Here is a 22003-nt window from a genome sequence, read left to right as displayed (position 1 = left end):
GCCGGTGTGAGGGTCCCGACGTGCCCGGGGCGGCTCAGTCCGCCGGGCCGCCCGGTGCCGGCTCGGGCACCACGCCGACGGCCACGCCGAGCGTGCTCGTGGCCCCGGGCGGGCCCACCACGATGCCCTTCAGCGGCGGCACGTCCGCGTAGTCGCGCCCCCAGGCGGTGGTGACGAAGCGCTGGTCGACGAAGGTGCGGTTGGTGGGGTCGATGTCGACCCAGCCGGTGCCCGGCACCAGCACGCTCAGCCAGGCGTGCGAGGCGGCGGAACCGACCATCTCCCCGGCGGGCTGCGTGCCCAGCGCTCCCTCGGCCGAGGGCGCCGTGCGCAGATAGCCGGAGACGTACCGGGCCGCGAGCCCGGCCGCGCGCGCCGCCGCCACGCCCACGTGCGAGAAGTCCTGGCAGACCCCGTGCCGTGCGGCGAGCACCTCCTCGAGGGTGGAGGCGACGGTCGTGGCGCCCGAGGCGTAGGTGAAGTCGGAGTGGATCAGCGCGGTGAGCTCCGCCAGGCACTCGCCGATCGGACGGCCCGGGGTGAACACCTGCTCGGTGATCTCGCGGGCCGCGGTCCCGGCGGGGATCCGCGGCGAGGGATGGACGAAGTCCAGAGCGTCCATCGGCATCAGCGGGCCCCAGTGCTCGGGCGTGCACAGCTCCCAGGGCCGGGACATCTGCTCCAGCGGGTACCGCCGCTCGGCGACGGTGACCCGGGCGTGGGAGTGCACGTCGAGATGGTCGTGCGGGGCGTCCACCAGCAGGTACGTGGAGGAGTTCCCGTAGAAGTCGGTGTGCGCGGTCAGCCGTGCGGGCGCGGGGTCCACCACCACCTCGTGGGACAGCACCCGCTGGTACGGGGTGGCGCGCGGCTCCACATGGGCGCGGCCGAAGTTGCGCGAGACGGGCTTCGCGTAGCGGTAGGAGGTGAGGTGATGGACCCGGTAGTGGATCGGCTCGATCGCCTCCGCGCCCTCCTCGCGCAGAGGGATCAGCGGCCGATGCCGGGCGGGCCCCTCGGGTGCGTGTCCGTGCGTCTCAGACATCATCGACTCCCCACGGTGAGGTGGACTCCGACGGGTGGAAGAAGCGGTTCTCGAGCGCGGTGGCCAGCTCGCGCAGGGAGTCGGTGGCGGCGTCGATCTCGGCGAGCAGCACCGTCGGCGCCGCGGATCCCGCGACCTCCCCGGGTTCCTCCAGGCGGCGCAGCAGCTCGCGCGGCTCCCACGACGTGATCCGGCTGCGCAGCGCGATGAGCGGGGCGCGCAGGTCGGGGGCCGGGCTCACCTCGGGCAGCCGGTCCAGGGCGCCGCTGAGGCGGTCGAGCTGGAAGGCGATCGACCTCGGCAGGGTGGAGTCGTCGAGCATCAGCTCGAGGAGCAGCTCCGCCTGCACGGCCGCGTGGTACGTGCGGCGGTAGCTCGCGCCCGACTCGGTGATCTGGGCGACCGCCCCGGCGATCCGGGCCTCCGTCGCGCGGGTGCGCCGATGCCCGAGGGTGGCGCGCAGCAGCGCCAGCAGGCTCAGCGTCCGCTCGATCTTGCGTCCCGCCTCCATCAGGTCCCAGCCGAGCGTGCGCGGCATCGAGTCGGCGACCGCGCCCGAGAGGGTCAGGCAGCCGTCGACGATGTCGGTGAGCCCCTGCTCCAGCGGAGCCTGATCGGCGCCGTCGAAGGTGCGGAAGCGTCCACGCATCCGGGCGATCACGGGCCAGACGTCGTCGGAGATCAGATCCCGCAGGGTGCGGGTGGTCTGCGCGAGCGCGGCGTAGGACTGCGCCAGGGAGCCGGGACGGCCCACATCGGTGAGCAGCCCCGAGATCTCGGTGAGGATCTGCTCCGCGTCGCGCACGTCCAGGGCGTGGAAGCCGGGGGCGGTGGCGGTGATGTCGGTGACGGCGCCGAGCAGGACCTGCTGGGCGGTGCGGGCCGACGGGCTGCGCTCGGATCCGAGGTCGTTGGAGGTGTCCAGCACGGTGCGCAGCAGCCGCGCGGTGGCGTCCACCCGCTCGAGGTACCGGCCGAACCAGAACAGGTCCGAGCCGATGGACCGGGTCATGGCGGGGTAGGAGGCGAGCACGGCCGACGGCGCGAGCGCCTCGTCGAGCCGGCCGCCCGCCTCCTCTCGTCCCGGGGTCGCCGAGGTCTCGGGCACGGTGACCCAGACGTCCTTGAGCACGGCGGGTCCGTCGTCGACGGTGGTGGCGACGCCGCCGGGCAGCACCTCGTAGCCGTCGGGGCCCGCCATCACCAGCATGCGCAGCGTCACGGGGCGCTCGACCAGCTGGTCGCCCCCGGCCGGATCCAGGCTGAGCGCGCCCGCGAGCTCGAGCTCCTCGGAGGGGTCGGCCGGGCGCAGCTGCAGGTCCTCGTGGAGCAGCTCCCGGCACAGGTCGGGCAGGGCGGCGCGCAGCGCGGGGCTCTCGAGCAGGCCGGCGCCGAGGGGGTTGAGGACCTCCACGTCGCCGCAGCGCGCCGCCTCGACGAGACCGGTCACGCCGCCCAGCGGCGTGGGCCCGAGATCCAGGGGGTCCAGAAGCGGGGAGGGGATCAGTCGCAGGACCGCGTCGACCGCGTCGCCGTGGTCGGAGTCCTGGCCGGGCAGGCGCAGGGTGAGCGCCCCGGTGCCGGTGCGCAGATCCGCGACGGAGACCACCGGGGCGCCCAGCAGGTTCGCGAGCCAGCTGTGGTCGAAGGCACGCATCGGATCGGCGTCGTCGCGGGTCAGGACCACGGTGCGACCTGCCCGCCCGTCGGCCCGGATGCGGTCGTGCAGGGTGGTGCGGACCGTGTCGAAGAAGGGGTGCAGGCGGCGCAGCTCCGTGCTGCGGTACAGGCTCGGCGCACAGCGGGAGAGCACGCGCCGCAGCTCGAGGGCGAGGCCGGCGCCGTCGGGGACGTCGACGGTGTCCTCGAGCACCACCCAGGCGCCGTCGGCCGTGCGGGCCACGGTGCTGGTCAGCGCGAAGAGATGGTGGGCGCCGCGGGCCGGGATCCCCAGGGCCGAGCGGAGGTAGCCGGGATCGCCCAGCAGCTCGCCCACGGGGGCGACGTCGCTGGCCAGGACGGTCCGGGGGCCGTAGAGATCGGCGTACAGCGCATCCAGCAGCCGCACCCGCTGCACGAGCCCGCAGGAGAGCTCGGTCCAGGACGCGTCGTCCAGGACCACAGGCACGGGGTCCAGGGAGGGCGGCGCGGCGGAGACGTCGGAGGCGATCATCGTCTCCGACGCCTCGGCCGCGCGCCGTCGACCCCGGGGGCCGAGAGCGGCGAGCTCGTCGACCAGGGCCTGAGGGGTGGAGGTCACCGGGATATCGTAGACACGGGGTCGCGGCCCCGTGCTCAGGAAGCGGCGGTGACCGGCATGCCCTCGGAGGGCTGGACGACCACGAAGCCCGGGCCGTGGAAGCCCAGCTGGAAGGACTCGCCGGAGCCGCGTCCGATCAGGGAGCCCATCTTGAAGTCGTTCTTGATCTGCGGCTGGAGGTTCGCGGACCAGCAGACCGCCGCCTGCGGGTCCACGAAGGTGGGCTGCTGGGAGCAGTCCAGGAGCATCGGCGGGCCGTCGGAGGTCACCGCGACCATGCCCTGTCCCTGGAGGAAGAGGTTGAACAGGCCGCCGGCCATGAAGCCCGCGCCGCCCAGGGACTTGATGTCCCACTGGATGGAGCTGTCGAAGGCGAGCATGTTCTTCGTGTTCAGGGTGAGGGCCTCGCCCTCGAGCTGGATCAGGAAGATCTCGTTGGCCTGACGGGCGTAGAAGATCTCGCCGTGGCCGCGGGTGCGCATCATGTTGCCGCCCTCGCCCGTGGCCATCTTCTTCAGCAGCTTCATGCCGCCGCCGGAGCCCTGGTACGAGAAGTCCATCTGCCCCTGGTAGGCGACCATTGCGCCCGCCGAGGAGATGATCTCCGGGGACTGCGGGGTCAGGGAGCAGCGGAGCATCTTGTTGGACTGCAGCGCCCACCGGTCGGTGGTCTGGCGCTCCTGGTTGGACGCATCGAAGAGATTCGAACGCATGAGATCGGGGCCTTCCGTGGCTCGTGGCCGCCGGGCGGCTCGGCCTCGGCGGAGCGGCGCCCACCGCGCCGCGGGCTGATCGTCTCATGATGCCGGGCCCGTGGGGAGGGCCTCAGGTGGTCAGGAGCGCGTGCGCACTGTGTGGGGGAGCGGTGAAGCCGGCCCTCCCCGGAGCCGGGGCCTCGTAGCATGGCGGTCATGCCCACGCCCCGCACGCCCCGACGCGCCGAGCGCGATCCGCGCCTGGCCGCGCTCGCCGAGGAATCCGGCTACGAGATCCTCGGCCGCATCGGCACGGGCGGGATGGGGATCGTCTACCGGGCGCAGGACGCCGACGGCAACGATGTGGCCATCAAGCTGCTGCGCCACGAGATCGCCGATGACGCCCGCGCCCGCGAACGGCTGGCCCGCGAGGTCACGGCTCAGAAGCTGGTGCGCAACGACAACATCGTGCGGATCCTGGATGCGGAGCTCGACTCCTCCGAGTCCTTCGTGGTCACCGAGTTCATCCCCGGCCCCACCCTCGAGGACGCGGTGCGCTCCCACGGCGGCCTGCATCCCGAGGCGGTGCGCGAGATCGGCCTGGTCATGGGGGACACCCTGCGGGCCATCCACGACGCCGGGGTGATCCACCGCGATCTCAAGCCCAGCAACGTCATGCTGCGCGGCGCCACCGAGCACGACCTCGCCGGCTTCGACCCCGACGGCGACCGGCTGGACCCCGTGATCATCGACTTCGGCATCGCGATCGCCGCGGAGGAGTCACGGCTGACCTCGACGGGCCTCGTGATGGGCACCGCCGCCTACCTCGACCCCGAGGTGATCCGCACGGACCACACCGGCGAGGCGGGGGACTGGTGGGCCTGGGCGGCGCTGCTGTCCTTCGCCGCCACCGGGCGGGAGCCCTACGGCAGCGGCCGGGCCGATCTGGTGTTCCTGCGCGCGGACCGCGGGGAGCTCGACGTGGACGGCGTCCCCACCGAGCTCGCGGCCTGGCTGCGCGGAGCGCTGCACGCCGATCCCGCGCAGCGCACCGCTCCCGCCGAGCTGCTCGAGGGCCTCGCCGCGCTCGACCTGACCCGTTACGACGACCCCGGCGACACCGAGATGCTGCAGACCGGATCGAGCACCACCGCCCTGCCCGTGGCGGAGCGCGAGGAGAGCGCGGAGGACGCGGACCCGGAGACGACGGTGCTGCCGGTGGAGGACCACCAGGAGCGCACCGCGGTGCTGCCCGCCGTCGACGCGGCCTCGTCCACTCCCTCCGGCCCGCCCGCCCCGCCCGCCCCGCCCGGCCGCTCCGCCGGCGCCGGGTCCGCCGCCCCCGCGGACCAGCCCACCGAGGCGCTGCCACGTATCGCCACGCCGTCGGAGCCCGTGACCGAGGCGCTGCCGGTGATGGGGCCGCCCACCATGGCGCTGCCCGTGGTGCCGCCGCAGCACTCCCCGCCGCAGCCCCAGCAGTCGTCCCCCCAGCACCTGCAGACGCAGCCGCACCAGAACCCGTACGACCAGCAGCCGCATGCCCAGAACCTGCATGCCCAGAACCTGCACGCCCAGCAGCCCGCGCCCGCGCAGTGGGGTCCGGGCGGGCAGGTTCAGGTCGCCGGCCCGGCGGGGATGCAGGGCGTCTGGCCCGAGCCGCCGCCGCGCCGGCCGCTGCTGGTGTGGCTCGGGCACCTGCTCATCGTGGCACTCGCCGCGGTGGCCCCCTACATGTCCCTGGTCCTGCTGCTGGTGCTGGGCACCATGGCCCGCACCTGGGAGCGGACCCACCGCAGCGTGAGCGCCAAGCGGATGCGCGGCGCGACCGGCTCCGGCCCGAGCTGGGCCGCGGGCCTGGCCAGCCCGTTCCGCGCCTGCCTCGCCCTGCTGGAGATCGCGCTGCAGGCGCTGCTGCCGCTGATCCTCGGGCTGCTGGTGGGCATCGCGCTCGATGCGGGGTGGACCCTGCTGCGCGGCACGCCGCCGCCGAACGGGGTGGTCTTCGCGCTCGCGATGCTCATCACGCTCGTGATCACCTGGGTGGGGCTGGGAAGCCTCACCACCCGCAACGGCGCCCATCGCATGCTCGACGCCGCCGCGCCGGACCGTCTGTGGGGCTCCGTGGTGCTGGTGCTGCTGCTCCTGCTGCTCGGTGCCGTGATCACGACGGTGCTGGCCAGGGAGGGGATGGTGGACTACTTCCCCTTCCCGAACGGTCCCCGGCTGGACGACATCGCGATCTGGAGACGGTGAGCTCACCGGCGCCGGACGTGGCCGACGACACCCAGGTGCTCCCAGACATCGGCCGGTAGGCTCAGCCCGTCACGTCACCCATCGCAGCCCGTCCGGGTCGAGGAGATTCCATGGCCGCCTCCGGTCCGTCCCAGTCAGTGCAGGAGCGCCGCGAAGCGCAGCGCGAGGCCCTGCGCAAGCAGCGCCAGGCTGAGCTCTCCCGGCAGCGCACAGTGCGCATCGTCGTGATCGCGGTGATCTCCGTGATCGCCCTCCTGCTCCTCTCGATCGCCGGGTACTACGTGTACAAGGCGACCCGGCCCGCCGGCCCGATCGCGTCGCCCGCCGGGATGAGCGAGGACCAGACCTACCTGAGCTTCGGGGCGCCCGAGGGCTCCGGGAAGCCGGTCCTCGAGATCCACCTGGACTTCATGTGCCCGGTCTGCGGGCAGTTCGAGCAGCTCAACGGCGAGGACCTCCAGACGATCGTCGAGGACGAGGAGGCGACCGTGCACATCGTGCCGCGACGGTTCCTGGATCCCCAGTCGACCACCGGCGACTACTCGTCCCGAGCGGCCAGCACCTTCGTGGCGATCTACGAGCAGGACCCCGCGGCGGCCTGGACGTTCCAGCAGCTGCTCTTCCAGAACCAGCCGGCGGAGGGCTCGGCGGGGCTGACCGATGATCAGCTCTGGTCCTACGCCCAGGAGGCAGGGGCCGACGAGTCCGCCAAGGACGCGGTCGACTCGAAGAAGTACATGCCGTGGGTCCGCAAGGTCGCCGAGCCGTATGCGGCGGACAAGGCCAGCGGGACCCCCTACGTCGAGATCGACGGCACCCAGTTCGAGACGTGGAACGAGCAGGGCGCTCTGCGCAAGGCCGTGCTCGAGGCCGGCGGCTCGTCGGCCTCGGACGCGGGCGGCGCCTCGGATGCGGGCGGCGCGTCCGATGGCGGTCAGGGCTGAGCAAGCCCTCTACACTCGTCGGGACCGGTCGATCCGTCGGCCGGTCCCGCTCGCTGGAGTGGCGCAACGGTAGCGCACCTGTCTTGTAAACAGGTGGTTGCGGGTTCGATTCCCGTCTCCAGCTCGAGAAGCAGCCCCTCACCGGTAGGAGCATCCCTGCGGATGCGCCCCGGCGAGGGGCTGCTGTAGTTCTGTGCGCGGTGCCTACCGCGCCGGGTCAGAACGTGTCGTATTCGGCCCTGTTGACCATGAAGCCCTTGCCGGTGATGGTGTTCCAGCAGGTCATGCCCTCGGAGCGGCTGGTGCAGGCCATGGAGCCGTTCTTCGCGCTCTCCCCGTACTGCAGGGTCTCGGCGGAGTCGCTCAGGAACGAGGAGCCGCAGGCCGCAGAGGTCTCGCCGCCGGAGACCTGGACCGAGAACGGGCCCTCGGAGCAGTCCTCCTGACCGTTCTGCCCGTAGTCGCGCTCCTTGACGGAGCAGGCCACGGAATCCTTCTCGAGCATGCAGGAGATGTTTCCGGTCGGGGAGCGCAGCTCGGTCATCTCGCGCGCGTCCTCAGGGGCGGGGGAGACGGGATCCGGGGTGGTGCTCTCCGCTGTCGTGGGCTTCTCCGTCGGCTCCTCGGAGGGGGACTCCTGGGCGGTGGTGGAGCTGTCGCGCTGGTACTCGTCGTCGTCCCCGCCCAGCCAGGCACGGCCGACGAGCGCGATGAGGATCACCAGGAGCAGCGCGAGCAGCAGGCAGCCGCCGCAGGCGTACCAGGTGCGGCGACGAGTGCGGGAGCCGTCGTCCGGCTCGCCCTCGGGCGTCCATGCCACGGCGCCCCCTGCGCCGCCCGCGGCGCCAGCGGCGACAGGAGCGGTGCTGCTCGTCGGCGCTGCTGCCGCGACGGGCGGCGGGGCGGAGGCGGGCGACACCGGTGCCGGGGAGACAGGGGAGGACGCGCCGAGCGGCACCACCCCGGCATCCGGGGCGATGCGCACCGAGGAGGTCGGTGCCTCCTCCGGGATCTCCTGCGGGGCCGTGTCGGTGACGGCGGCCGAGCTCGCGCCGAGGTCGCCCCAGACGGAGGACTCGTCGGGCTCCGGCTCGTCCGGCTCCTCCTGCTCGGAGGCGAGGCTCGCCTCGTAGGCCTGCTTCGCCCAGGGGTTGGTCGCCAGGATCCACTGACGCGCCACCTCCGGGCACGACGGGTTCAGGACGATCAGCTTCTGCAGCTGCGGATGCTTCTCGGTGAGCTCGACGAGGCGCTCTGGTCTGGTGCTCGGATCGCTCGCCTCCTGTGCCGCTGAACGGGGCTCTGCCACCGCGGTCTCCCTTCGTCACGTGCTTCCGGCCGCTCCCGGATCCGGTGCCCGGGGCGCGTGCCGACCCCTGAGAATGGCACATCGAGCCTCGGGCGCACACGGGGGAGAAGTGCCCTCGGGCACATCTCACGGCCCGTCGATCCGCGTTCTGACGGGTTCCCAGGCCCGGCGACGTGCGGCGTCAGTCGGGGATCCGCCAGTCGATCGGGGCCGCTCCCTGCTGCTCGAGCAGGGCGTTCACCTGTGAGAAGGGGCGGGACCCGAAGAACCCGCGCGAGGCCGACAGCGGGCTCGGATGGGGGCTGGCGACATACGGCACATCGCCCAGCAGCGGGATCAGGGACTGCGCATCGCGGCCCCACAGGATCGCCGCCAGCGGTCCGCCGCGGGCCACCAGGGCGCGCAGAGCGTGCTCGGTGATCTCCTCCCAGCCACGCCGACGATGCGAGGCGGGCGCGCCCGGCTCGACCGTGAGCACGCGGTTCAGCAGCAGCACCCCCTGGTCCTGCCAGGCGCCGAGGTCCCCGTGCGGCGCGCGGGGGATCCCGAGGTCGCTCTCGAGCTCGGTGTAGATGTTGCCCAGCGAACGGGGGAGCGGGCGCACCTCGCGGGCCACCGCGAAGGACAGCCCGATCGGATGCCCCGGGGTGGGGTAGGGGTCCTGGCCCACGATCAGCACCCGCACCTCCGCCATCGGACGGGTGAAGGCGCGCAGCACCAGCTCCCCGGCGGGGAGGTAGCCGCGGCCGGATTCGACCTCGGCGCGGAGGAAGCCCCCGAGCTCGTGCAGCCGGCCCTCGACGGGGGCCAGGGCCTCGGCCCAGTCGGGGGAGAGGGTCTCGGGAAGGGGCGTCGGCATGACCCCAGTCTCGCATCCGGCGCGCCCCTCGGACCAGGCCCGCCGCAGGTCGTAGTCTCGTTCCATGCCCGCAGATCCCGCCGAACGGCTCCCGTGCGCCGACCCCTCCGGTCCGCCCGGTGAGGCGGACGAGCTCAGCGCGCGCGATCGTCGGATCCTGGACCTGGAGTCCAGGACCTTCCGCTACGTCGGAGCGAAGGAGCGGGCGATCCGTGAGGAGATCGGCATCTCCAAGGTGGCGTACTACGTGCGGCTGAACACCCTGCTCGACGAGCCGTCCGCGCTGCGCGCCGCCCCAGCTCTCGTGCACCGCCTGCGCGGCCGGCGCACCTCCGGAACCGGTGCCGCGGGCGCCGATGGAAGCCACCGCGTGGCGTGAGCGTCAGGGTTCCAGGGCGTGTGCTCCCCGCTCGGGTCCGCCGGAGCGGGTTTAATGGGTCCGTGGCTGATTCCCAGTATCCGTACCCCCCGGACCGTTTCGACGACGAGGCCGACGCCGTGTCCTTCCACGGCGCGCATCGTGCCGAGCTGCCGTTCTGGCGGGAGAACCTGCTGTACATCATCATCATCGGCGCCGCCGCGGTGCTGCTGGTGGTGCTCCTCTTCTTCATCGGGAGCATGGGGGGCGACGGCGACGATCGGGCCGACGACCCCACCGCCGCCGCGTCCGAGGAGGCGGAGTCCTCCGCCGAGGCGACCGAGGCCGAGCCCTCCGAGGAGCCCGCCCCCGAGGCGGACAAGTCCACCCCCGTGCTCGTGGTCAACGCCGGCGGGATCAACGGGCTGGCCGGAGCCTGGGAGTCCGCGCTCGAGGAGGACGGCTGGGAGGACATCAGCCTCTCCACCGCCGACAACTCCCAGGAGGAGTCCGTGGTGTTCTACCGCGACGAGGCGGATGCGGGCACCGCTCAGGCCCTCGCGGACTCCGTCGGCGCCGGCGAGGCGCGCCAGAGCGACGAGTACGACGCCGCAGTGACCTTCGTGTCCGTCGAGATGCCCGAGGAGGGCGCGGACGACGGCGAGGGCTGATCCCCCGACGCTGTCCGCCGTCAGCGCAGAGTTAGCACTCTCCGCCGTCGAGTGCTTATGATGTTCTGGCACTCGGGCAACGAGAGTGACAGCGCCCCGCGCGCCCAGCTCCCGCTCCCGGAGGCATGATCGGCCGACGGCACACCGTCGCGCCGGCCACGAACATTCCGGCCCCGTGAGGGTGTCGTCGCCGTGGGACATGAACACGGCGGTGGTGCTCGTCCGTCGCGGGCACAGGGTCGGGTGGACACCACACCACACGGGAGAGATTCCACAATGGCCAAGCTCATCGCATACGACGAGGAGGCCCGGCGCGGCCTCGAGCGGGGAATGAACCAGCTCGCCGACGCCGTCAAGGTCACCCTCGGCCCCAAGGGTCGCAACGTCGTGCTCGAGAAGTCCTGGGGCGCACCCACCATCACCAACGACGGCGTGTCGATCGCCAAGGAGATCGAGCTCGACGATCCCTACGAGAAGATCGGCGCCGAGCTGGTGAAGGAGGTCGCCAAGAAGACCGACGACATCGCAGGCGACGGCACCACCACCGCCACCGTCCTCGCTCAGGCCCTGGTCAAGGAGGGCCTGCGCAACGTCGCCGCCGGCGCCAACCCGATCGCGCTCAAGCGCGGCATCGATCAGGCCGTGGCCGCGGTCTCCCAGACCCTGCTCTCGCAGGCCAAGGAGATCGAGACCAAGGAGCAGATCGCCTCCACCGCCGCCATCTCCGCGGCCGACCCGGCCATCGGCGAGCTCATCGCCGAGGCCCTCGACAAGGTCGGCAAGGAAGGCGTCATCACGGTCGAGGAGTCCAACACCATGGGCCTCGAGCTGGAGCTGACCGAGGGCATGCGTTTCGACAAGGGCTTCATCTCGCCCTACTTCGTCACCGACGCCGATCGTCAGGAGACGGTCCTCGAGGATCCGTACATCCTGCTGCTGTCCTCCAAGATCTCCTCCGTCAAGGACCTGCTGCCGCTGCTGGAGAAGGTCATCCAGTCGGGCAAGCCGCTGGCGATCATCTCCGAGGACGTCGAGGGCGAGGCCCTCGCGGTCCTGGTCGTCAACAAGCTCAAGGGCTCCTTCAAGTCCGTGGCCGTCAAGGCCCCGGGCTTCGGCGATCGCCGCAAGGCGATGCTGGAGGACATGGCCATCCTCACCGGCGGCCAGGTCATCGCCGAGGAGGTCGGCCTCAAGCTGGAGACCGCCGGTCTCGAGCAGCTCGGCCAGGCTCGCAAGATCGTCGTCACCAAGGACGAGACCACCATCGTCGAGGGCACCGGCGACGCCGAGCGCATCGCCGGTCGCGTCTCCCAGATCCGCACCGAGATCGAGAACTCGGACTCGGACTACGACCGTGAGAAGCTCCAGGAGCGCCTCGCGAAGCTGGCCGGCGGCGTGGCCGTCATCAAGGCCGGCGCGGCGACCGAGGTGGAGCTCAAGGAGCGCAAGCACCGCATCGAGGATGCCGTGCGCAACGCCAAGGCCGCTGTGGACGAGGGCGTCGTCGCCGGTGGCGGCGTCGCGCTGCTGCAGGCCGGTGCGGACACCTTCGGCACGCTCACCCTCGAGGGTGACGAGGCCACCGGTGCGAACATCGTCAAGGTCGCCATCGAGGCACCGCTCAAGCAGATCGCGGTCAACGCCGGTCTCGAGGGCGGCGTCGTCGCGGAGAAGGTCAAGGGCCTGCCCGTCGGTCAGGGCCTGAACGCCGCGACCGGCGAGTACGAGGACCTCCTCGCCGCCGGCATCATCGACCCGGTCAAGGTCACCCGCTCGGCGCTGCTGAACGCGGCGTCCATCGCGGGCCTGTTCCTCACCACCGAGGCCGTCGTGGCCGACAAGCCGGAGCCCGCTCCGGTCGGCGGCGGCGACGACATGGGTGGAATGGGCGGCATGGGAGGCATGGGCGGCATGATGTGATCTCGCTGGTCGACGTGCTGGCGAGCGAAGCGAGCCGGTAGGAGACCAGCAGATCGACTCAGCCTCACGGCTGACATCCGCCGCTCGCCCCCGAGCACCGAACGAGCCCCGATCCTCTCCGGAGGGTCGGGGCTCGTCGCCGTCGGGGCGGGCGCCGACGCTCTCAGGCGCTCCCGTCGGCCCGCCAGGAGGACGCCCGGAGCAGGACCATCCGATGCAGGTCCTCGAAGGCGGCATCCGCGCTCTGCTCGTCACCGGTGACGAGCAGCTGGGCCATGAGCCCGCGCATCGCGCCGAGCAGCCAGCCCGCCATCGCCTCGGCCTCCTCGGGAGGGCAGCCGTCCCGGCGGAGCCCGGCCGCCATCGTCTGCGCGCGCTCGCGCATCGAGCGCGAGACCGCGTCCCGGACCACGGCGTCGCCGTACGCCGCGATGCCCGTCAGCTCGATGAACAGCCGCACGTACGCGGCTCCCTGCGGCGATCGGCTCCTCGCCCACAGCTCGCGCAGCGGCTCCCCTCCCTGCTTCTCCGCGAGGTCCGGCTGGTTCAGGGCGCCGGCGATCGCGGCGTCCACGATCTCCGCGACCAGCACCTCCCGGCGGGAGAAGTGGTGCAGCAGGGTGGCATGGCTGACGCCCACCGCCTCGGCGAGCCGGCGCAGGGACAGGGACCCCACGCCGTGGGAGAGGACGTGCGAGGTGGCGGCCTCGAGGATCTCCCCGCGTCGATGCTCGAAGCGGAGCCGGCGTCGGTCGGTGCTGTCGGTCATCCTCCCGATATACCACCGCAGCGCCCGCTCGACCACCGAGACACCCCTGGCGGTTAGCTCTACCACTCGGTAGAGTTAAATCCGGCGCGGCGTCGCACCGCGGAGCGTCCCGGCCGAACCCCCTTTCCCCGAGCCTCCGAGGAGGATCCATGCACGCACAGACCCGCAGGATCAGCACCCTGATGGCCGCCCTGGTCGTCATGCTGGGCACCCTCTCCCTGACCCAGACCGCCGCCTTCGCCGCCGACGATCATCAGCGAGGTCCCGATCCCACGCAGTCGAGCATCGAGGCCGTGCGCGGCAGCTTCGACGTCGACTCGACGAGCGTCTCCTCCCTGAGCGTGCGCGGCTTCGGCGGCGGCACGATCTACTACCCGACCAGCACCGCCGAGGGCACGTTCGGAGCGGTCGTGATCTCGCCGGGGTACACCGCGGGTGAGTCGTCGATCGCCTGGCTCGGGCCGCGCCTGGCCTCCCAGGGCTTCGTCGTCTTCACCATCGACACGAACTCCCGCTACGACCAGCCGGCCGCCCGCGGCGACCAGCTGCTGGCCGCCCTGGACCACCTCACCGGGAGCAGCTCCGTGAGCGATCGCATCGATCCGCAGCGCCTCGCCGTCATGGGGCACTCGATGGGCGGGGGCGGGACGCTCGAGGCCGCGAAGGATCGGCCGGAGCTGAAGGCCGCCGTGGCGATGACCCCGTGGAACCTCGACAAGACCTGGCCGGAGATCACCACGCCCACCCTCGTGATCGGCGCGCAGAACGACACCGTCGCCTCGGTGCGCACGCACGCGGTGCCGCTGTACGAGGGGATCCCGGAGTCGACCGACAAGGCGTACGTCGAGCTGCGCGGCGCCTCCCACCTGGCGCCGAACCGTTCGAACACGGACATCGCGAGCACCAGCATCGCCTGGCTCAAGCGCTTCGTGGACGACGACACCCGCTACGACCAGTTCGTCTGCCCGGGACCGCAGGCGGGCCTCACGTGGAGCGACGTCCGGTCCACCTGCCCGTTCTGACGCGCAGCGCACCGACCGCCACGAGCCCCGATCCTCTCCGGAGGGTCGGGGCTCGTCGCTGCGTGCGGACGGTGCACCATGGATCCATGACCTACGAGCTCCAGGAATCGATCATCGTGCCCGCCACCCCGGAGGAGGTGCACGCGCTGGTCAGCGACGTCACCCGGACGGGGGAGTGGAGCCCGCAGTGCCACCGCTGCGAGTGGGAGGACGAGCGGCGCGGGCGCGGTGCGCGCTTCGTGGGCCACAACCGCACCCCGCAGCGGGAGTGGGAGACGGTCTCCGAGGTGATCGCGGACGTGCCCGGGGAGCACTTCGGGTGGTCCGTCGGTCCCGGCCGCGCCGAGTGGGGCTACCGGATGCGTGCGGTCGACGGCGGCACCGAGCTCACCGAGTACACGCGCACTACCGCGTACTTCGAGGAGGTCTTCGCCGAGCGGTACGGGGACCGCGCGGAGGAGGAGATCCAGGTGCGCCAGGAGGCCGCGCGCACCGGCATCCCCGCCACTCTCGAGGCGATCCGGGGCGTGCTCGCGACCGGCTGAGCCGCCACGCGCTCCCGGCGCTCCCGGGAGACGCCCGCGCCGGCTGGCGCCGTGGTCGACAGGCTGTGGTCGACAGGCTGTGGTCGACAAGTGGCGCAGGGGCGACCGGTATGCCATATCTGCCGCAGTGCTCGCCCCAGCGCCCGTTCCCGACCATCAGGAGCCGGAGTGGCGCCGACGCGTCAGCCCCGGCCGCTCACACGAACGGGTTCCAGAACCGCCCGCCGTCGACCACCACCAGCACGATCGGCGCCACGAACAGCACCGCCGCGACGGTGATGACCATCGCGTCGCGGCCGCGCAGCGGTGTGCGCACCAGCCAGGTGCGGCCGCGCTTGCGACCGAATCCGCGCAGCTCCATCGCCGCGGAGACCTGCTCGATGCGGTCGAAGGTGCCCAGCAGCAGCGGCATCAGGATCGAGGAGAGGTTCCGGATCCGGGTGCCGAGCCCCACCCCGCGAGAGGTGTCGATCCCGCGCGCCTGCTGGGCCTGGGAGATGGTGCGGAACTCCCGCTGGACGTCGGGGATGTAGCGCAGGGCGAGGGAGACGGCGTACGCGAAGCGGGCGGGCACGCCGATCCGGGCCAGCGACGAGGCGAACTCCGGCGGGCGCGTGGTCGCCACGAACAGCAGCACCGAGGGCAGCACCGCGAAGTACTTCGCGGTCACCGCCAGCTGGTAGACCAGCTGCTCGGCGGTCACGTCCCAGCGCCAGGGCCCGTCCAGCAGCACATGCTCGGTCCCGAACAGCTCGGCCCCGTAGCCGGGGGCGAACAGGAAGATCCCGATATTGTTCAGGACCATGAACAGCGCGATCAGCCACAGCACCACGGCGAGGTCCTTCAGCCGCACCCGGGAGATGCCCCACAGCACCAGTGACCCGGCGGAGACGGCCAGCAGGTAGCGCAGGTCGAAGCCGGTCATCGCCCCGATCACCACGGACAGGGCCAGCATCAGCTTGGACACCCCGGACAGGGCGTGGAGGGGGCCGGGGCGGTCGATGTAGCCCAGCAGCGGTGCGCTCACGGAGCCACCTCCCTCGCCGTGCGATCCGCGGCGACGAAGCGGCGCACCAGCAGATCCGGGTCGGCGAGCCCGCAGCGTCGGGCGAGGTCGTGCAGCCCGGTGGTGACCAGGTCCGCCCGGGCGGTGAGCTCGGGGTCGGTGAGGACCACGGCGGGGTGCTCGTCGGCCAGCAGACGGCCCTCGGAGAGCACCAGCACGCGCTCGGTGTACTCGAGAGCGAGGTGCATGTCGTGCGTGATCAGCACGATCGTGGTCCCGGCGTGGTGGATGCGGCGCAGGAAGTCCATGAACTCGGTGTAGTGGGCGAAGTCCTGCCCGGCGGTGGGCTCGTCGAGGATCAGCACCTCCGGCTCCAGGGCGAGCACGGAGGCGATCGTGACGCGCTTCTTCTGCCCGTGGCTGAGCGCGGAGACCGGCCAGGAGCGGAAGGGGCGCAGCCCGCAGGTCTCGAGGACGGCGGCGGTGCGGCGGGTGATCTCCTCCTCGCCGAGGCCCTGCGCCCGCAGGCCCAGGCCGATCTCCTCCATGACCAGCGGCTGGGAGATCATCTGCCCCGGCTCCTGGAGCACGAAGCCCACATGCCGCCCGCGCTCGGCGAGGCTCCATCCGCCGGCGTCGATCCCGCCGATGCGGAGCTGCCCTCCGGTCGCCCGTTCGAAGCCGCAGATCACCCGGGCCAGGGTCGACTTCCCGGCGCCGTTCGAGCCGAGCACCCCCACCATCTCGCCGCGCGTGATGCGTGCGTTGATCCCCGCCAGGGCGAGTCGGGTCCGCTCGGGGCCGACGGGGATCTCGCACCGCAGCTGGTCCATGTCCAGAGCGCCGCCGGTGGCGACTGCGACGGGATCCCGGCGGCCCGGTCCGTCGGCGACCCAGCGGCGCACGGCCGCGACCTGGTCCTCGTCGAGCTCCATGTCGGTGCTGCGCGCCGGCCGCTGCTCCGCGCGCACCGGCACCCCCGCGTAGCGCAGGGCGGCGATGTGCAGCGGGGGGCGGATGCCGTGGCGTTCCAGCAGCCCGGAGGCGAGGATCTCCGCGGGCGGGTCGTCGGCGACGATGCGCCCCGCGTCCATCAGCACGATCCGGTCCACGTCCCGGTGCAGCACCTCCTCGAGCCGGTGCTCGACGATCACGACGGTGCGGGAGCTGTCGCGATGGAGGTCGTCGATCAGCTCGACGGCGCCGCGGCCGCTGGCCGGGTCGAGGTTCGCCAGCGGCTCGTCGAGCAGCAGCACCTCCACGTCGTCGACCAGCACGCCCGCCACGGCCACGCGCTGCTTCTGCCCGCCGGAGAGCTCGTGCGGGGAGTCGGAGAGCCGGTCGCCGATGCCGGCGAGCTCGGCGGCGCGTGCGATCCGCTCCGGCATCTCGCTGCGCGGCACCTGCTGGTTCTCGAGGCTGAAGGCGATGTCCTCGGCGACGGTGAGCCCCACGAACTGGCTGTTGCTGTCCTGCAGCACCGTCCCCACCACGCGCGCGGTCTCCACGAGCGGGACCTCGGCGGGGTCTGTCCCGCCCACCCGGAGGGTGCCGGTGGCGGTGCCCCGATGGTGGTGGGGGATCAGGCCGTTGATCGCGCTGAGCAGCGTGGACTTGCCCGACCCGGAGGCGCCCACGATCAGCACCTTCTCCCCTCGACGGATCACCAGGTCGATGTCGTGGAGGGTCGGCTCGGACTGCGCGCGGTACTGGAAGGAGTACCCGCGCAGCTCGATCAGCGGTGGGGACGGCGGAGTGGTCACTGCTCGTGCGTCAGGGATCCGGTGCGGGTGCGGGTGCGGGCGTAGACGGACAGCACGAGCAGGCCGAGCACGAGGGTCGTCACCGTGTTCACCGAGAACGCGAGGATGCCCTGCACCCACACCTTGTTCGCCGGCTCGGAGTAGAACAGCACGTCGCCGAGCGGGGCGACCACCAGCCAGGCGACCGCATGGGCGAGCACCACCGCGAGGGAGAAACGCACGGCGAAGGCCTTGCTGAACTCGCCGTCCTGGATCGCGTTGCGCAGCAGGAGCGCGCCCACGACCAGGCCGAAGACGCCCGAGGCGAGCTCCCAGCTGATCCAGACGCCGTAGCCGGTGACGTCGATGAGCAGATGGCCGATGAAGCCCGCCAGCGCGCCCACCAGCGGGCCGTAGAGCACCGCGAACACGGCGAGTACCGCGTACTGGATGTTGATCGAGGTGTTGGGGACGGGCGAGGGGATCGCGGCGAAGCGGCCCAGCACGAAGAACAGCGCGGCGCCGATGCCGATCGCGACCACCTGGGTCACGGGGGAGGTGCGGGTCATGGGGGTTCCTTCGGGGAGAGGGGAGGGGAGGTCAGCGCGCGGCGTCGAGGCTGACGTGCCAGGAGGCGCCGCTGCCCAGGGAGAACGCGCGGGCGTAGTGGCCGCGGTTGATGGCGATCGCCATGCGGTCCAGGGAGTTGACGTACAGCAGCGACTCGCCCACCTCGACCGCCGCGAAGCTGTGCGCATAGGTGAGCTGGGCGGCGTGCACCACGGAGCCGTGGTGCTGGATCCGCACGGTGACCCGCCCGCCGTGCTCCACGCCCAGCTCGCGGAAGAGGGTGCGGGGGATCGAGGTCCACAGCGAGCCGTAGCGCACGTCGTGGGTGTCGATGATGCCGACCACCTTCTCGCCCTGCCGCTCGGGGGCGTGCGCGGGCAGCTTCACCATCGAGGAGACGTCGACGCCGGGGCCGATCTCCTCGAAGGTGGTCGCGCCGGAGGCGAGGCGCGCCCCGGTGTAGGCGTAGATGTCCCGGCCGTGGAAGGTGTACGACTCCTCGGAGCCGGGGCGGCGGTTGCGGGTCTCGTCGATCTCCCGGATCTCCGCGATGCCGAAGATCGCCTCGAGGTGCGTGAGGGTGCCGTTGTCCGGGGTGACCACGAAGTGCCCGGTGCGGGTGCGGGCCACGATCGAGAGCCGTTCGGTGCCCACCCCGGGATCCACCACGGAGACGAACACCGTGCCCTCCGGCCAGTACGTGAGCACCTGGGCGAGGCGGTAGGAGCCCTCCCAGATGTCGTAGGGAGGGATGTTGTGGGTGACGTCGTGGATGCGCAGCGTGGAGGAGACGCCGACGGCCACGCCGTACATGGCGCTGACGGCTCCGTCGTCGAGGCCGAAGTCGGACTGCAGGACGAGTGGGCTCATGGGAGAAGTATGCGACCTCGGCCCGCGCCGACGACGTGCTTTCCCGCGTGATGGGCAGGACCCCTGTCGCACGGGACCCCGGTGCGGAAGGATGGCCGGATGAGCCTGTCGATCCTCACCCAGAACATCCGCTACCACAGCACGGAGACCCGGCCCGGGGAGCCCGATCACTGGGCCGAGCGGGCGCCGGTGCTCGCATCCCTGCTGCGCGAGGCGGACGCCGACGTGGTGGGCACCCAGGAGGTCCTCGCCTCGCAGATCCCCGTGCTCGACGAGGCGCTCGGCGCGACCCATCTGCGGCTCGGCATCGGCCGCGAGGGCGGCGGGCGCGGCGAGCACAACCTGCTGTTCCTGCGCCGGGACCGCTTCGAGCTGCTGGACTGGGACCAGTTCTGGCTCTCGGAGCAGCCGGCCCTCATCGGCTCCCTCGGCTGGGACGGGCACTGCCCCCGCATCGCCGTCTGGGCCCGGGTGCGGGACCGGGCCAGCGACGCGGAGCTGGTGATCGCGGTGACCCACCTCGACCACGCCGGTCCCGTCGCGCGCGAGAAGGGCGCCGAGCTGCTCGCCGAGCGCCTGCGGGAGGCGGCGGGCGATGCACCGATCGTGCTGATGGGCGACTTCAACGCCGCGGGCGGGGACAGCGCCCCCTGGAGCGTGCTGCGGGACGCCGGGCTCGGCGACGCCCACGAGACCGCCGCGGAGCACGTCGGGGAGGACATCGGCACCTTCCCCGACTACGGCGAGCCCGAGGTGGGCGCGGTGCGGATCGACTGGATCCTCGCCCAGGGCCTCGAGGTCGAGCAGTACGCCGCCCGGCTCCACCGCCTCGAGGGACGTGCGGCCAGCGACCACGCGACGGTCACCGCCCGGCTGCGGCTCGGACGCCGCTGAGGGACCTCACATGTCGCCCCCCGGGTCGGCGAGATGTCGTGGGAGGGCCGATAGCAGCGAGCGCTGGCTATATCGCCACTTCACGTCGCCATAGGCCCGCCGCGGGCGCGGCCGACGGAGGAGGTCAGGGGCGCGGGGGGCATGGGGCCGGTATGCGACGGATCGCGGGCCCCTGCCTCACAGTCCCCAGGCCTCGGCCAGCAGCTCGAGGCCCTTCAGCCGGTCCGCCGGGTCGTAGTGGTAGGCGGTGAGGATCAGCTCGTCGGCGCCGGTGGCGGCCACGATCTCCTCGAGCTGGCGCACCACGGTGGTGGGGGAGCCGACGGCGCGGATCGAGAGGGTCTGCTCGACCTGGGAGAGCAGGTGCCCGGCGGCGACCTCCTCGATCGGCCGCGGCGGCTGGAGCTTCTGCCGCTGCCCGGTGACGACGCCGAGGAACATCTGCTGGAGCGTGCTGAACTGCCGCTGCGCCTCCGCGTCGGTCTCGGCGATCACGAGGTTCACGCCCACCATCGTGCGCGGAGCCTCGATCTGGGCGGACTCGGCGTCGGGGTCGAAGGCCTCGCGGTAGACGTCCAGTGCGTGCAGGTACTGGAAGGGCGCGAAGTGCGAGGCGACGGAGAAGGGCATGCCGAGCTGGGCCGCGAGTCGGGCTCCGTTGGCGGTCGAGCCGAGGATCCACATCGGCACCTCGGTGCCGCGGGCGACCTCCGCCGTGATCGGCAGGCCGCCGCCGGTCTCCTCCTGGGACCAGGCGCGCATCTGCTCGACCGCTGCCACGAACGCGGCCGGCTCCGCGGAGGTGCGGGCCAGCAGCTGGGCGGTGAGCTGATCCGTGCCGGGCGCGCGGCCCAGGCCCAGGTCGATGCGCTCGCCGTGGAACTGCACGAGCGTGCCGAACTGTTCGATCACCGCGAGCGGGGAGTGGTTCGGGAGCATGATCCCGCCGGAGCCCACGCGGATCCGCTCGGTGAGCGAGGCGGCGCGGTCGATGAGCAGCGAGGTCGCACTCGAGGCGAGGCTCGCGGTGTTGTGGTGCTCGGCGTACCAGAGCCGCTCGTAGCCCAGGCGGTCCGCGGCGCGGGCCCCCTCCATCGAGGCGTCGATCGCCTCGCGGGTGCTCATCCCCTCGGAGATCGGGACGAGATCGAGGAGGGACAGGGGCACGTGAGGGGTGGTCATGACGCTCAGGCTATCCACGGACCTGGGGTGATGGTCCTTCCCGGCGGTGAGATCCATTCGACGTCCCACGGGGGAAGGATCCGGGCGGCGGCGGCGTTGATCACGGCATGAGGCTCTCCCTGCTCGACCGCACCCGCACGCGCGAGGGGCACTCGGAGGGCGAGGCCCTGCAGCACTCGGTCGAGCGGGCGATCGCTGCGGAGGAACTGGGGTATCACCGGTTCTGGGTGGCCGAGCACCATGCCGTGCCGGGCATCGCCAGCGGCTCGCCCGCAGTGCTGCTCGCCGCGATCGGTTCGCGCACCGGCCTGATCCGTCTCGGCTCCGGCGGGGTGATGCTCCCCAACCATCGTCCGCTCGTGGTCGCCGAGCAGTTCCTCATGCTCCAGGCGCTCTTCCCCGGCCGTATCGATCTGGGGCTCGGCAGGTCGCTGGGCTACACGGCGCCGGTGCGGGAGGCGCTGGGCCGGCTCGAGGCGAGCCAGGAGGAGTTCTCGGCCGAGGTGAGCGCGGTGCGGGACCACCTCGCGGGCACCGCTCCCGTCACCGCCCGACCCCGGACCGAGCTCCCGCCGCCGATCCACCTGCTCGCCACCGGCTCCGGGCTGGCCACCGCGGCGCAGCTCGGGCTCGGGGTGGTGCTCGGCGGCCCGGTGCTCCTGGCCGAGGACCTCCCCGCACGGCTGGACGAGTACCGCCGCACCTTCCGCCCTGACCGGGGCAGCGCGCCGCACGTCATGCTGTCGATGGACCTGCTGGTGGCGGACACCGACGCCGAAGCCCGCGAGCTGGCCCTGCCGGAGGTCTGGGCGATGGTCCGCTCCCGGGTCACCGGCGCCTTCCCGCCCCTGGAGGCACCGGCCGCGATCCAGGTCCGTGACCTCTCCGCTCACGAGCGCACCCGGCTCGAGCAGGGACTGGAGACCGCGTGGGCCGGCTCCGAGGCGACGATCCGCGCGCGCGTCGGCGCCCTGAAGGAGAGCACCGCGGCCGACGAGCTGCTCGTCTCCGGCTCGACCCACGACCGCTCCGCCCTCGCCGCCTCCGACGCCCGGCTGATCAAGCTGCTGGGCTGAGGGAGCCGAG

Annotated in this window: 20 protein-coding genes and 1 tRNA gene; 10 read left to right on the top strand and 11 right to left on the bottom strand. The window is 72.3% G+C overall.

All coding sequences use genetic code 11. The features are described 5' to 3' along the window. Positions 1–34 precede the first annotated feature (34 nt). From CFK41_RS13160 to CFK41_RS13150, 3 genes are read right to left on the bottom strand one after another with little or no spacing between them, the layout of a single operon-like run. A complete protein-coding gene (locus CFK41_RS13160; protein ID WP_096800075.1) occupies positions 35–1045 on the bottom strand; it encodes a transglutaminase family protein in 1011 nt (336 codons plus the stop codon). Next, positions 1038–3305, bottom strand: a complete 2268-nt coding sequence (locus CFK41_RS13155; protein ID WP_227873079.1) for a circularly permuted type 2 ATP-grasp protein — start codon at positions 3303–3305, stop codon at positions 1038–1040. Before CFK41_RS13155 ends, CFK41_RS13160 begins: the two co-directional genes overlap by 8 nt. 35 nt (positions 3306–3340) lie before the next feature. Then, on the bottom strand, positions 3341–4018 hold the full coding sequence (locus CFK41_RS13150; RefSeq protein WP_096800074.1) for an AIM24 family protein: 678 nt from the start codon (positions 4016–4018) through the stop codon (positions 3341–3343). 198 nt (positions 4019–4216) lie between these two features. On the opposite strand from CFK41_RS13150, the gene CFK41_RS13145 reads away from it, so the two are divergent. The 3 genes from CFK41_RS13145 (at position 4217) to CFK41_RS13135 (ending at position 7324) form a co-directional block, all read left to right on the top strand. Beyond that, positions 4217–6256, top strand: coding sequence for a serine/threonine-protein kinase (locus CFK41_RS13145; protein ID WP_227873078.1), 2040 nt, complete (start codon positions 4217–4219; stop codon positions 6254–6256). A 110-nt stretch (positions 6257–6366) separates the two neighbouring features. Further along, complete coding sequence (locus CFK41_RS13140; RefSeq protein ID WP_096800072.1) at positions 6367–7200, top strand: DsbA family protein; 834 nt, start codon at positions 6367–6369, stop codon at positions 7198–7200. Positions 7201–7252: 52 nt separating this feature from the next. After that, positions 7253–7324: transfer RNA gene (locus CFK41_RS13135), tRNA-Thr, on the top strand. 93 nt (positions 7325–7417) lie between these two features. Here CFK41_RS13135 and CFK41_RS13130 read toward each other — a convergent pair. Both CFK41_RS13130 and CFK41_RS13125 read right to left on the bottom strand, forming a co-directional pair. Further along, on the bottom strand, positions 7418–8509 hold the full coding sequence (locus CFK41_RS13130; protein ID WP_096800071.1) for a variant leucine-rich repeat-containing protein: 1092 nt from the start codon (positions 8507–8509) through the stop codon (positions 7418–7420). Between the two features lie 181 nt (positions 8510–8690). Beyond that, positions 8691–9368, bottom strand: coding sequence for a uracil-DNA glycosylase (locus CFK41_RS13125; RefSeq protein ID WP_096800070.1), 678 nt, complete (start codon positions 9366–9368; stop codon positions 8691–8693). A 64-nt stretch (positions 9369–9432) separates the two neighbouring features. Between CFK41_RS13125 and CFK41_RS13120 the strand changes: the two genes are divergently transcribed. The 3 genes from CFK41_RS13120 (at position 9433) to groL (ending at position 12317) form a co-directional block, all read left to right on the top strand. Then, entirely contained in the window at positions 9433–9747 is a 315-nt protein-coding gene (locus tag CFK41_RS13120) for a DUF3263 domain-containing protein (RefSeq protein ID WP_096800069.1), read from the top strand. Positions 9748–9809: 62 nt separating this feature from the next. Continuing rightward, positions 9810–10397, top strand: a complete 588-nt coding sequence (locus tag CFK41_RS18240) for a LytR C-terminal domain-containing protein (RefSeq protein WP_096800068.1) — start codon at positions 9810–9812, stop codon at positions 10395–10397. Positions 10398–10673: 276 nt separating this feature from the next. After that, the gene (gene groL / locus CFK41_RS13110; RefSeq protein ID WP_096800067.1) at positions 10674–12317 is read left to right on the top strand and encodes a chaperonin GroEL; all 1644 of its coding nucleotides are present in this window, start codon (positions 10674–10676) and stop codon (positions 12315–12317) included. 163 nt (positions 12318–12480) lie between these two features. Here groL and CFK41_RS13105 read toward each other — a convergent pair whose 3' ends face one another. Then, a complete protein-coding gene (locus CFK41_RS13105; protein WP_096800066.1) occupies positions 12481–13086 on the bottom strand; it encodes a TetR/AcrR family transcriptional regulator in 606 nt (201 codons plus the stop codon). 149 nt (positions 13087–13235) lie between these two features. On the opposite strand from CFK41_RS13105, the gene CFK41_RS13100 reads away from it, so the two are divergent. Next, entirely contained in the window at positions 13236–14108 is an 873-nt protein-coding gene (locus CFK41_RS13100; protein ID WP_096800065.1) for an alpha/beta hydrolase family protein, read from the top strand. An 86-nt stretch (positions 14109–14194) separates the two neighbouring features. Continuing rightward, positions 14195–14653, top strand: a complete 459-nt coding sequence (locus tag CFK41_RS13095; RefSeq protein ID WP_096800064.1) for an SRPBCC family protein — start codon at positions 14195–14197, stop codon at positions 14651–14653. 196 nt (positions 14654–14849) lie between these two features. Here CFK41_RS13095 and CFK41_RS13090 read toward each other — a convergent pair whose 3' ends face one another. Genes CFK41_RS13090 through CFK41_RS13075 form a run of 4 tightly spaced genes read right to left on the bottom strand, consistent with a single transcriptional unit; the run spans position 14850 to position 18841 of the window. Continuing rightward, positions 14850–15680 carry an energy-coupling factor transporter transmembrane component T family protein gene (locus tag CFK41_RS13090; RefSeq protein WP_096800063.1) on the bottom strand — a complete coding sequence of 277 codons (831 nt, stop codon included), beginning with the start codon at positions 15678–15680 and terminating at the stop codon, positions 14850–14852. Beyond that, positions 15677–17422, bottom strand: coding sequence for an ABC transporter ATP-binding protein (locus CFK41_RS13085; protein ID WP_096800062.1), 1746 nt, complete (start codon positions 17420–17422; stop codon positions 15677–15679). The genes CFK41_RS13090 and CFK41_RS13085 overlap by 4 nt, the downstream gene beginning before the upstream one ends. After that, positions 17419–17970, bottom strand: coding sequence for an ECF-type riboflavin transporter substrate-binding protein (locus tag CFK41_RS13080; RefSeq protein WP_096800061.1), 552 nt, complete (start codon positions 17968–17970; stop codon positions 17419–17421). Before CFK41_RS13080 ends, CFK41_RS13085 begins: the two co-directional genes overlap by 4 nt. Before the next feature lie 31 nt (positions 17971–18001). Then, entirely contained in the window at positions 18002–18841 is an 840-nt protein-coding gene (locus CFK41_RS13075) for an SAM hydrolase/SAM-dependent halogenase family protein (protein ID WP_096800060.1), read from the bottom strand. Positions 18842–18940: 99 nt separating this feature from the next. Between CFK41_RS13075 and CFK41_RS13070 the strand changes: the two genes are divergently transcribed. After that, complete coding sequence (locus CFK41_RS13070; protein WP_096800059.1) at positions 18941–19735, top strand: endonuclease/exonuclease/phosphatase family protein; 795 nt, start codon at positions 18941–18943, stop codon at positions 19733–19735. Between the two features lie 177 nt (positions 19736–19912). Here the strand turns inward: CFK41_RS13070 and CFK41_RS13065 are convergent, their stop codons facing one another. Beyond that, positions 19913–20917, bottom strand: coding sequence for an LLM class flavin-dependent oxidoreductase (locus tag CFK41_RS13065; RefSeq protein WP_096800058.1), 1005 nt, complete (start codon positions 20915–20917; stop codon positions 19913–19915). A gap of 107 nt (positions 20918–21024) precedes the next feature. Here CFK41_RS13065 and CFK41_RS13060 point away from each other — a divergent pair, with 107 nt between their 5' ends. Next, positions 21025–21993, top strand: a complete 969-nt coding sequence (locus CFK41_RS13060; RefSeq protein WP_096800057.1) for an MsnO8 family LLM class oxidoreductase — start codon at positions 21025–21027, stop codon at positions 21991–21993. The last annotated feature ends 10 nt before the right edge of the window (positions 21994–22003 follow it).

Source organism: Brachybacterium ginsengisoli, assembly GCF_002407065.1.
Lineage (GTDB): Bacteria > Actinomycetota > Actinomycetes > Actinomycetales > Dermabacteraceae > Brachybacterium > Brachybacterium ginsengisoli.
The sequence above is the reverse complement of the archived record's forward strand: the minus strand, read 5'-3'. Positions and strand labels throughout refer to the sequence as shown.

What these genes read in the sequence shown, in the direction of transcription:
- CFK41_RS13160 (WP_096800075.1), bottom strand. Translation starts at nt 1,045, where the DNA reads ATGTCTGAGACGCACGGACACGCACCCGAGGGGCCCGCCCGGCATCGG.
- CFK41_RS13150 (WP_096800074.1), bottom strand. Translation starts at nt 4,018, where the DNA reads ATGCGTTCGAATCTCTTCGATGCGTCCAACCAGGAGCGCCAGACCACC.
- CFK41_RS13145 (WP_227873078.1), top strand. Translation starts at nt 4,217, where the DNA reads ATGCCCACGCCCCGCACGCCCCGACGCGCCGAGCGCGATCCGCGCCTG.
- CFK41_RS13140 (WP_096800072.1), top strand. Translation starts at nt 6,367, where the DNA reads ATGGCCGCCTCCGGTCCGTCCCAGTCAGTGCAGGAGCGCCGCGAAGCG.
- CFK41_RS13125 (WP_096800070.1), bottom strand. Translation starts at nt 9,368, where the DNA reads ATGCCGACGCCCCTTCCCGAGACCCTCTCCCCCGACTGGGCCGAGGCC.
- CFK41_RS13120 (WP_096800069.1), top strand. Translation starts at nt 9,433, where the DNA reads ATGCCCGCAGATCCCGCCGAACGGCTCCCGTGCGCCGACCCCTCCGGT.
- groL (WP_096800067.1), top strand. Translation starts at nt 10,674, where the DNA reads ATGGCCAAGCTCATCGCATACGACGAGGAGGCCCGGCGCGGCCTCGAG.
- CFK41_RS13105 (WP_096800066.1), bottom strand. Translation starts at nt 13,086, where the DNA reads ATGACCGACAGCACCGACCGACGCCGGCTCCGCTTCGAGCATCGACGC.
- CFK41_RS13100 (WP_096800065.1), top strand. Translation starts at nt 13,236, where the DNA reads ATGCACGCACAGACCCGCAGGATCAGCACCCTGATGGCCGCCCTGGTC.
- CFK41_RS13095 (WP_096800064.1), top strand. Translation starts at nt 14,195, where the DNA reads ATGACCTACGAGCTCCAGGAATCGATCATCGTGCCCGCCACCCCGGAG.
- CFK41_RS13080 (WP_096800061.1), bottom strand. Translation starts at nt 17,970, where the DNA reads ATGACCCGCACCTCCCCCGTGACCCAGGTGGTCGCGATCGGCATCGGC.
- CFK41_RS13075 (WP_096800060.1), bottom strand. Translation starts at nt 18,841, where the DNA reads ATGAGCCCACTCGTCCTGCAGTCCGACTTCGGCCTCGACGACGGAGCC.
- CFK41_RS13070 (WP_096800059.1), top strand. Translation starts at nt 18,941, where the DNA reads ATGAGCCTGTCGATCCTCACCCAGAACATCCGCTACCACAGCACGGAG.
- CFK41_RS13065 (WP_096800058.1), bottom strand. Translation starts at nt 20,917, where the DNA reads ATGACCACCCCTCACGTGCCCCTGTCCCTCCTCGATCTCGTCCCGATC.
- CFK41_RS13060 (WP_096800057.1), top strand. Translation starts at nt 21,025, where the DNA reads ATGAGGCTCTCCCTGCTCGACCGCACCCGCACGCGCGAGGGGCACTCG.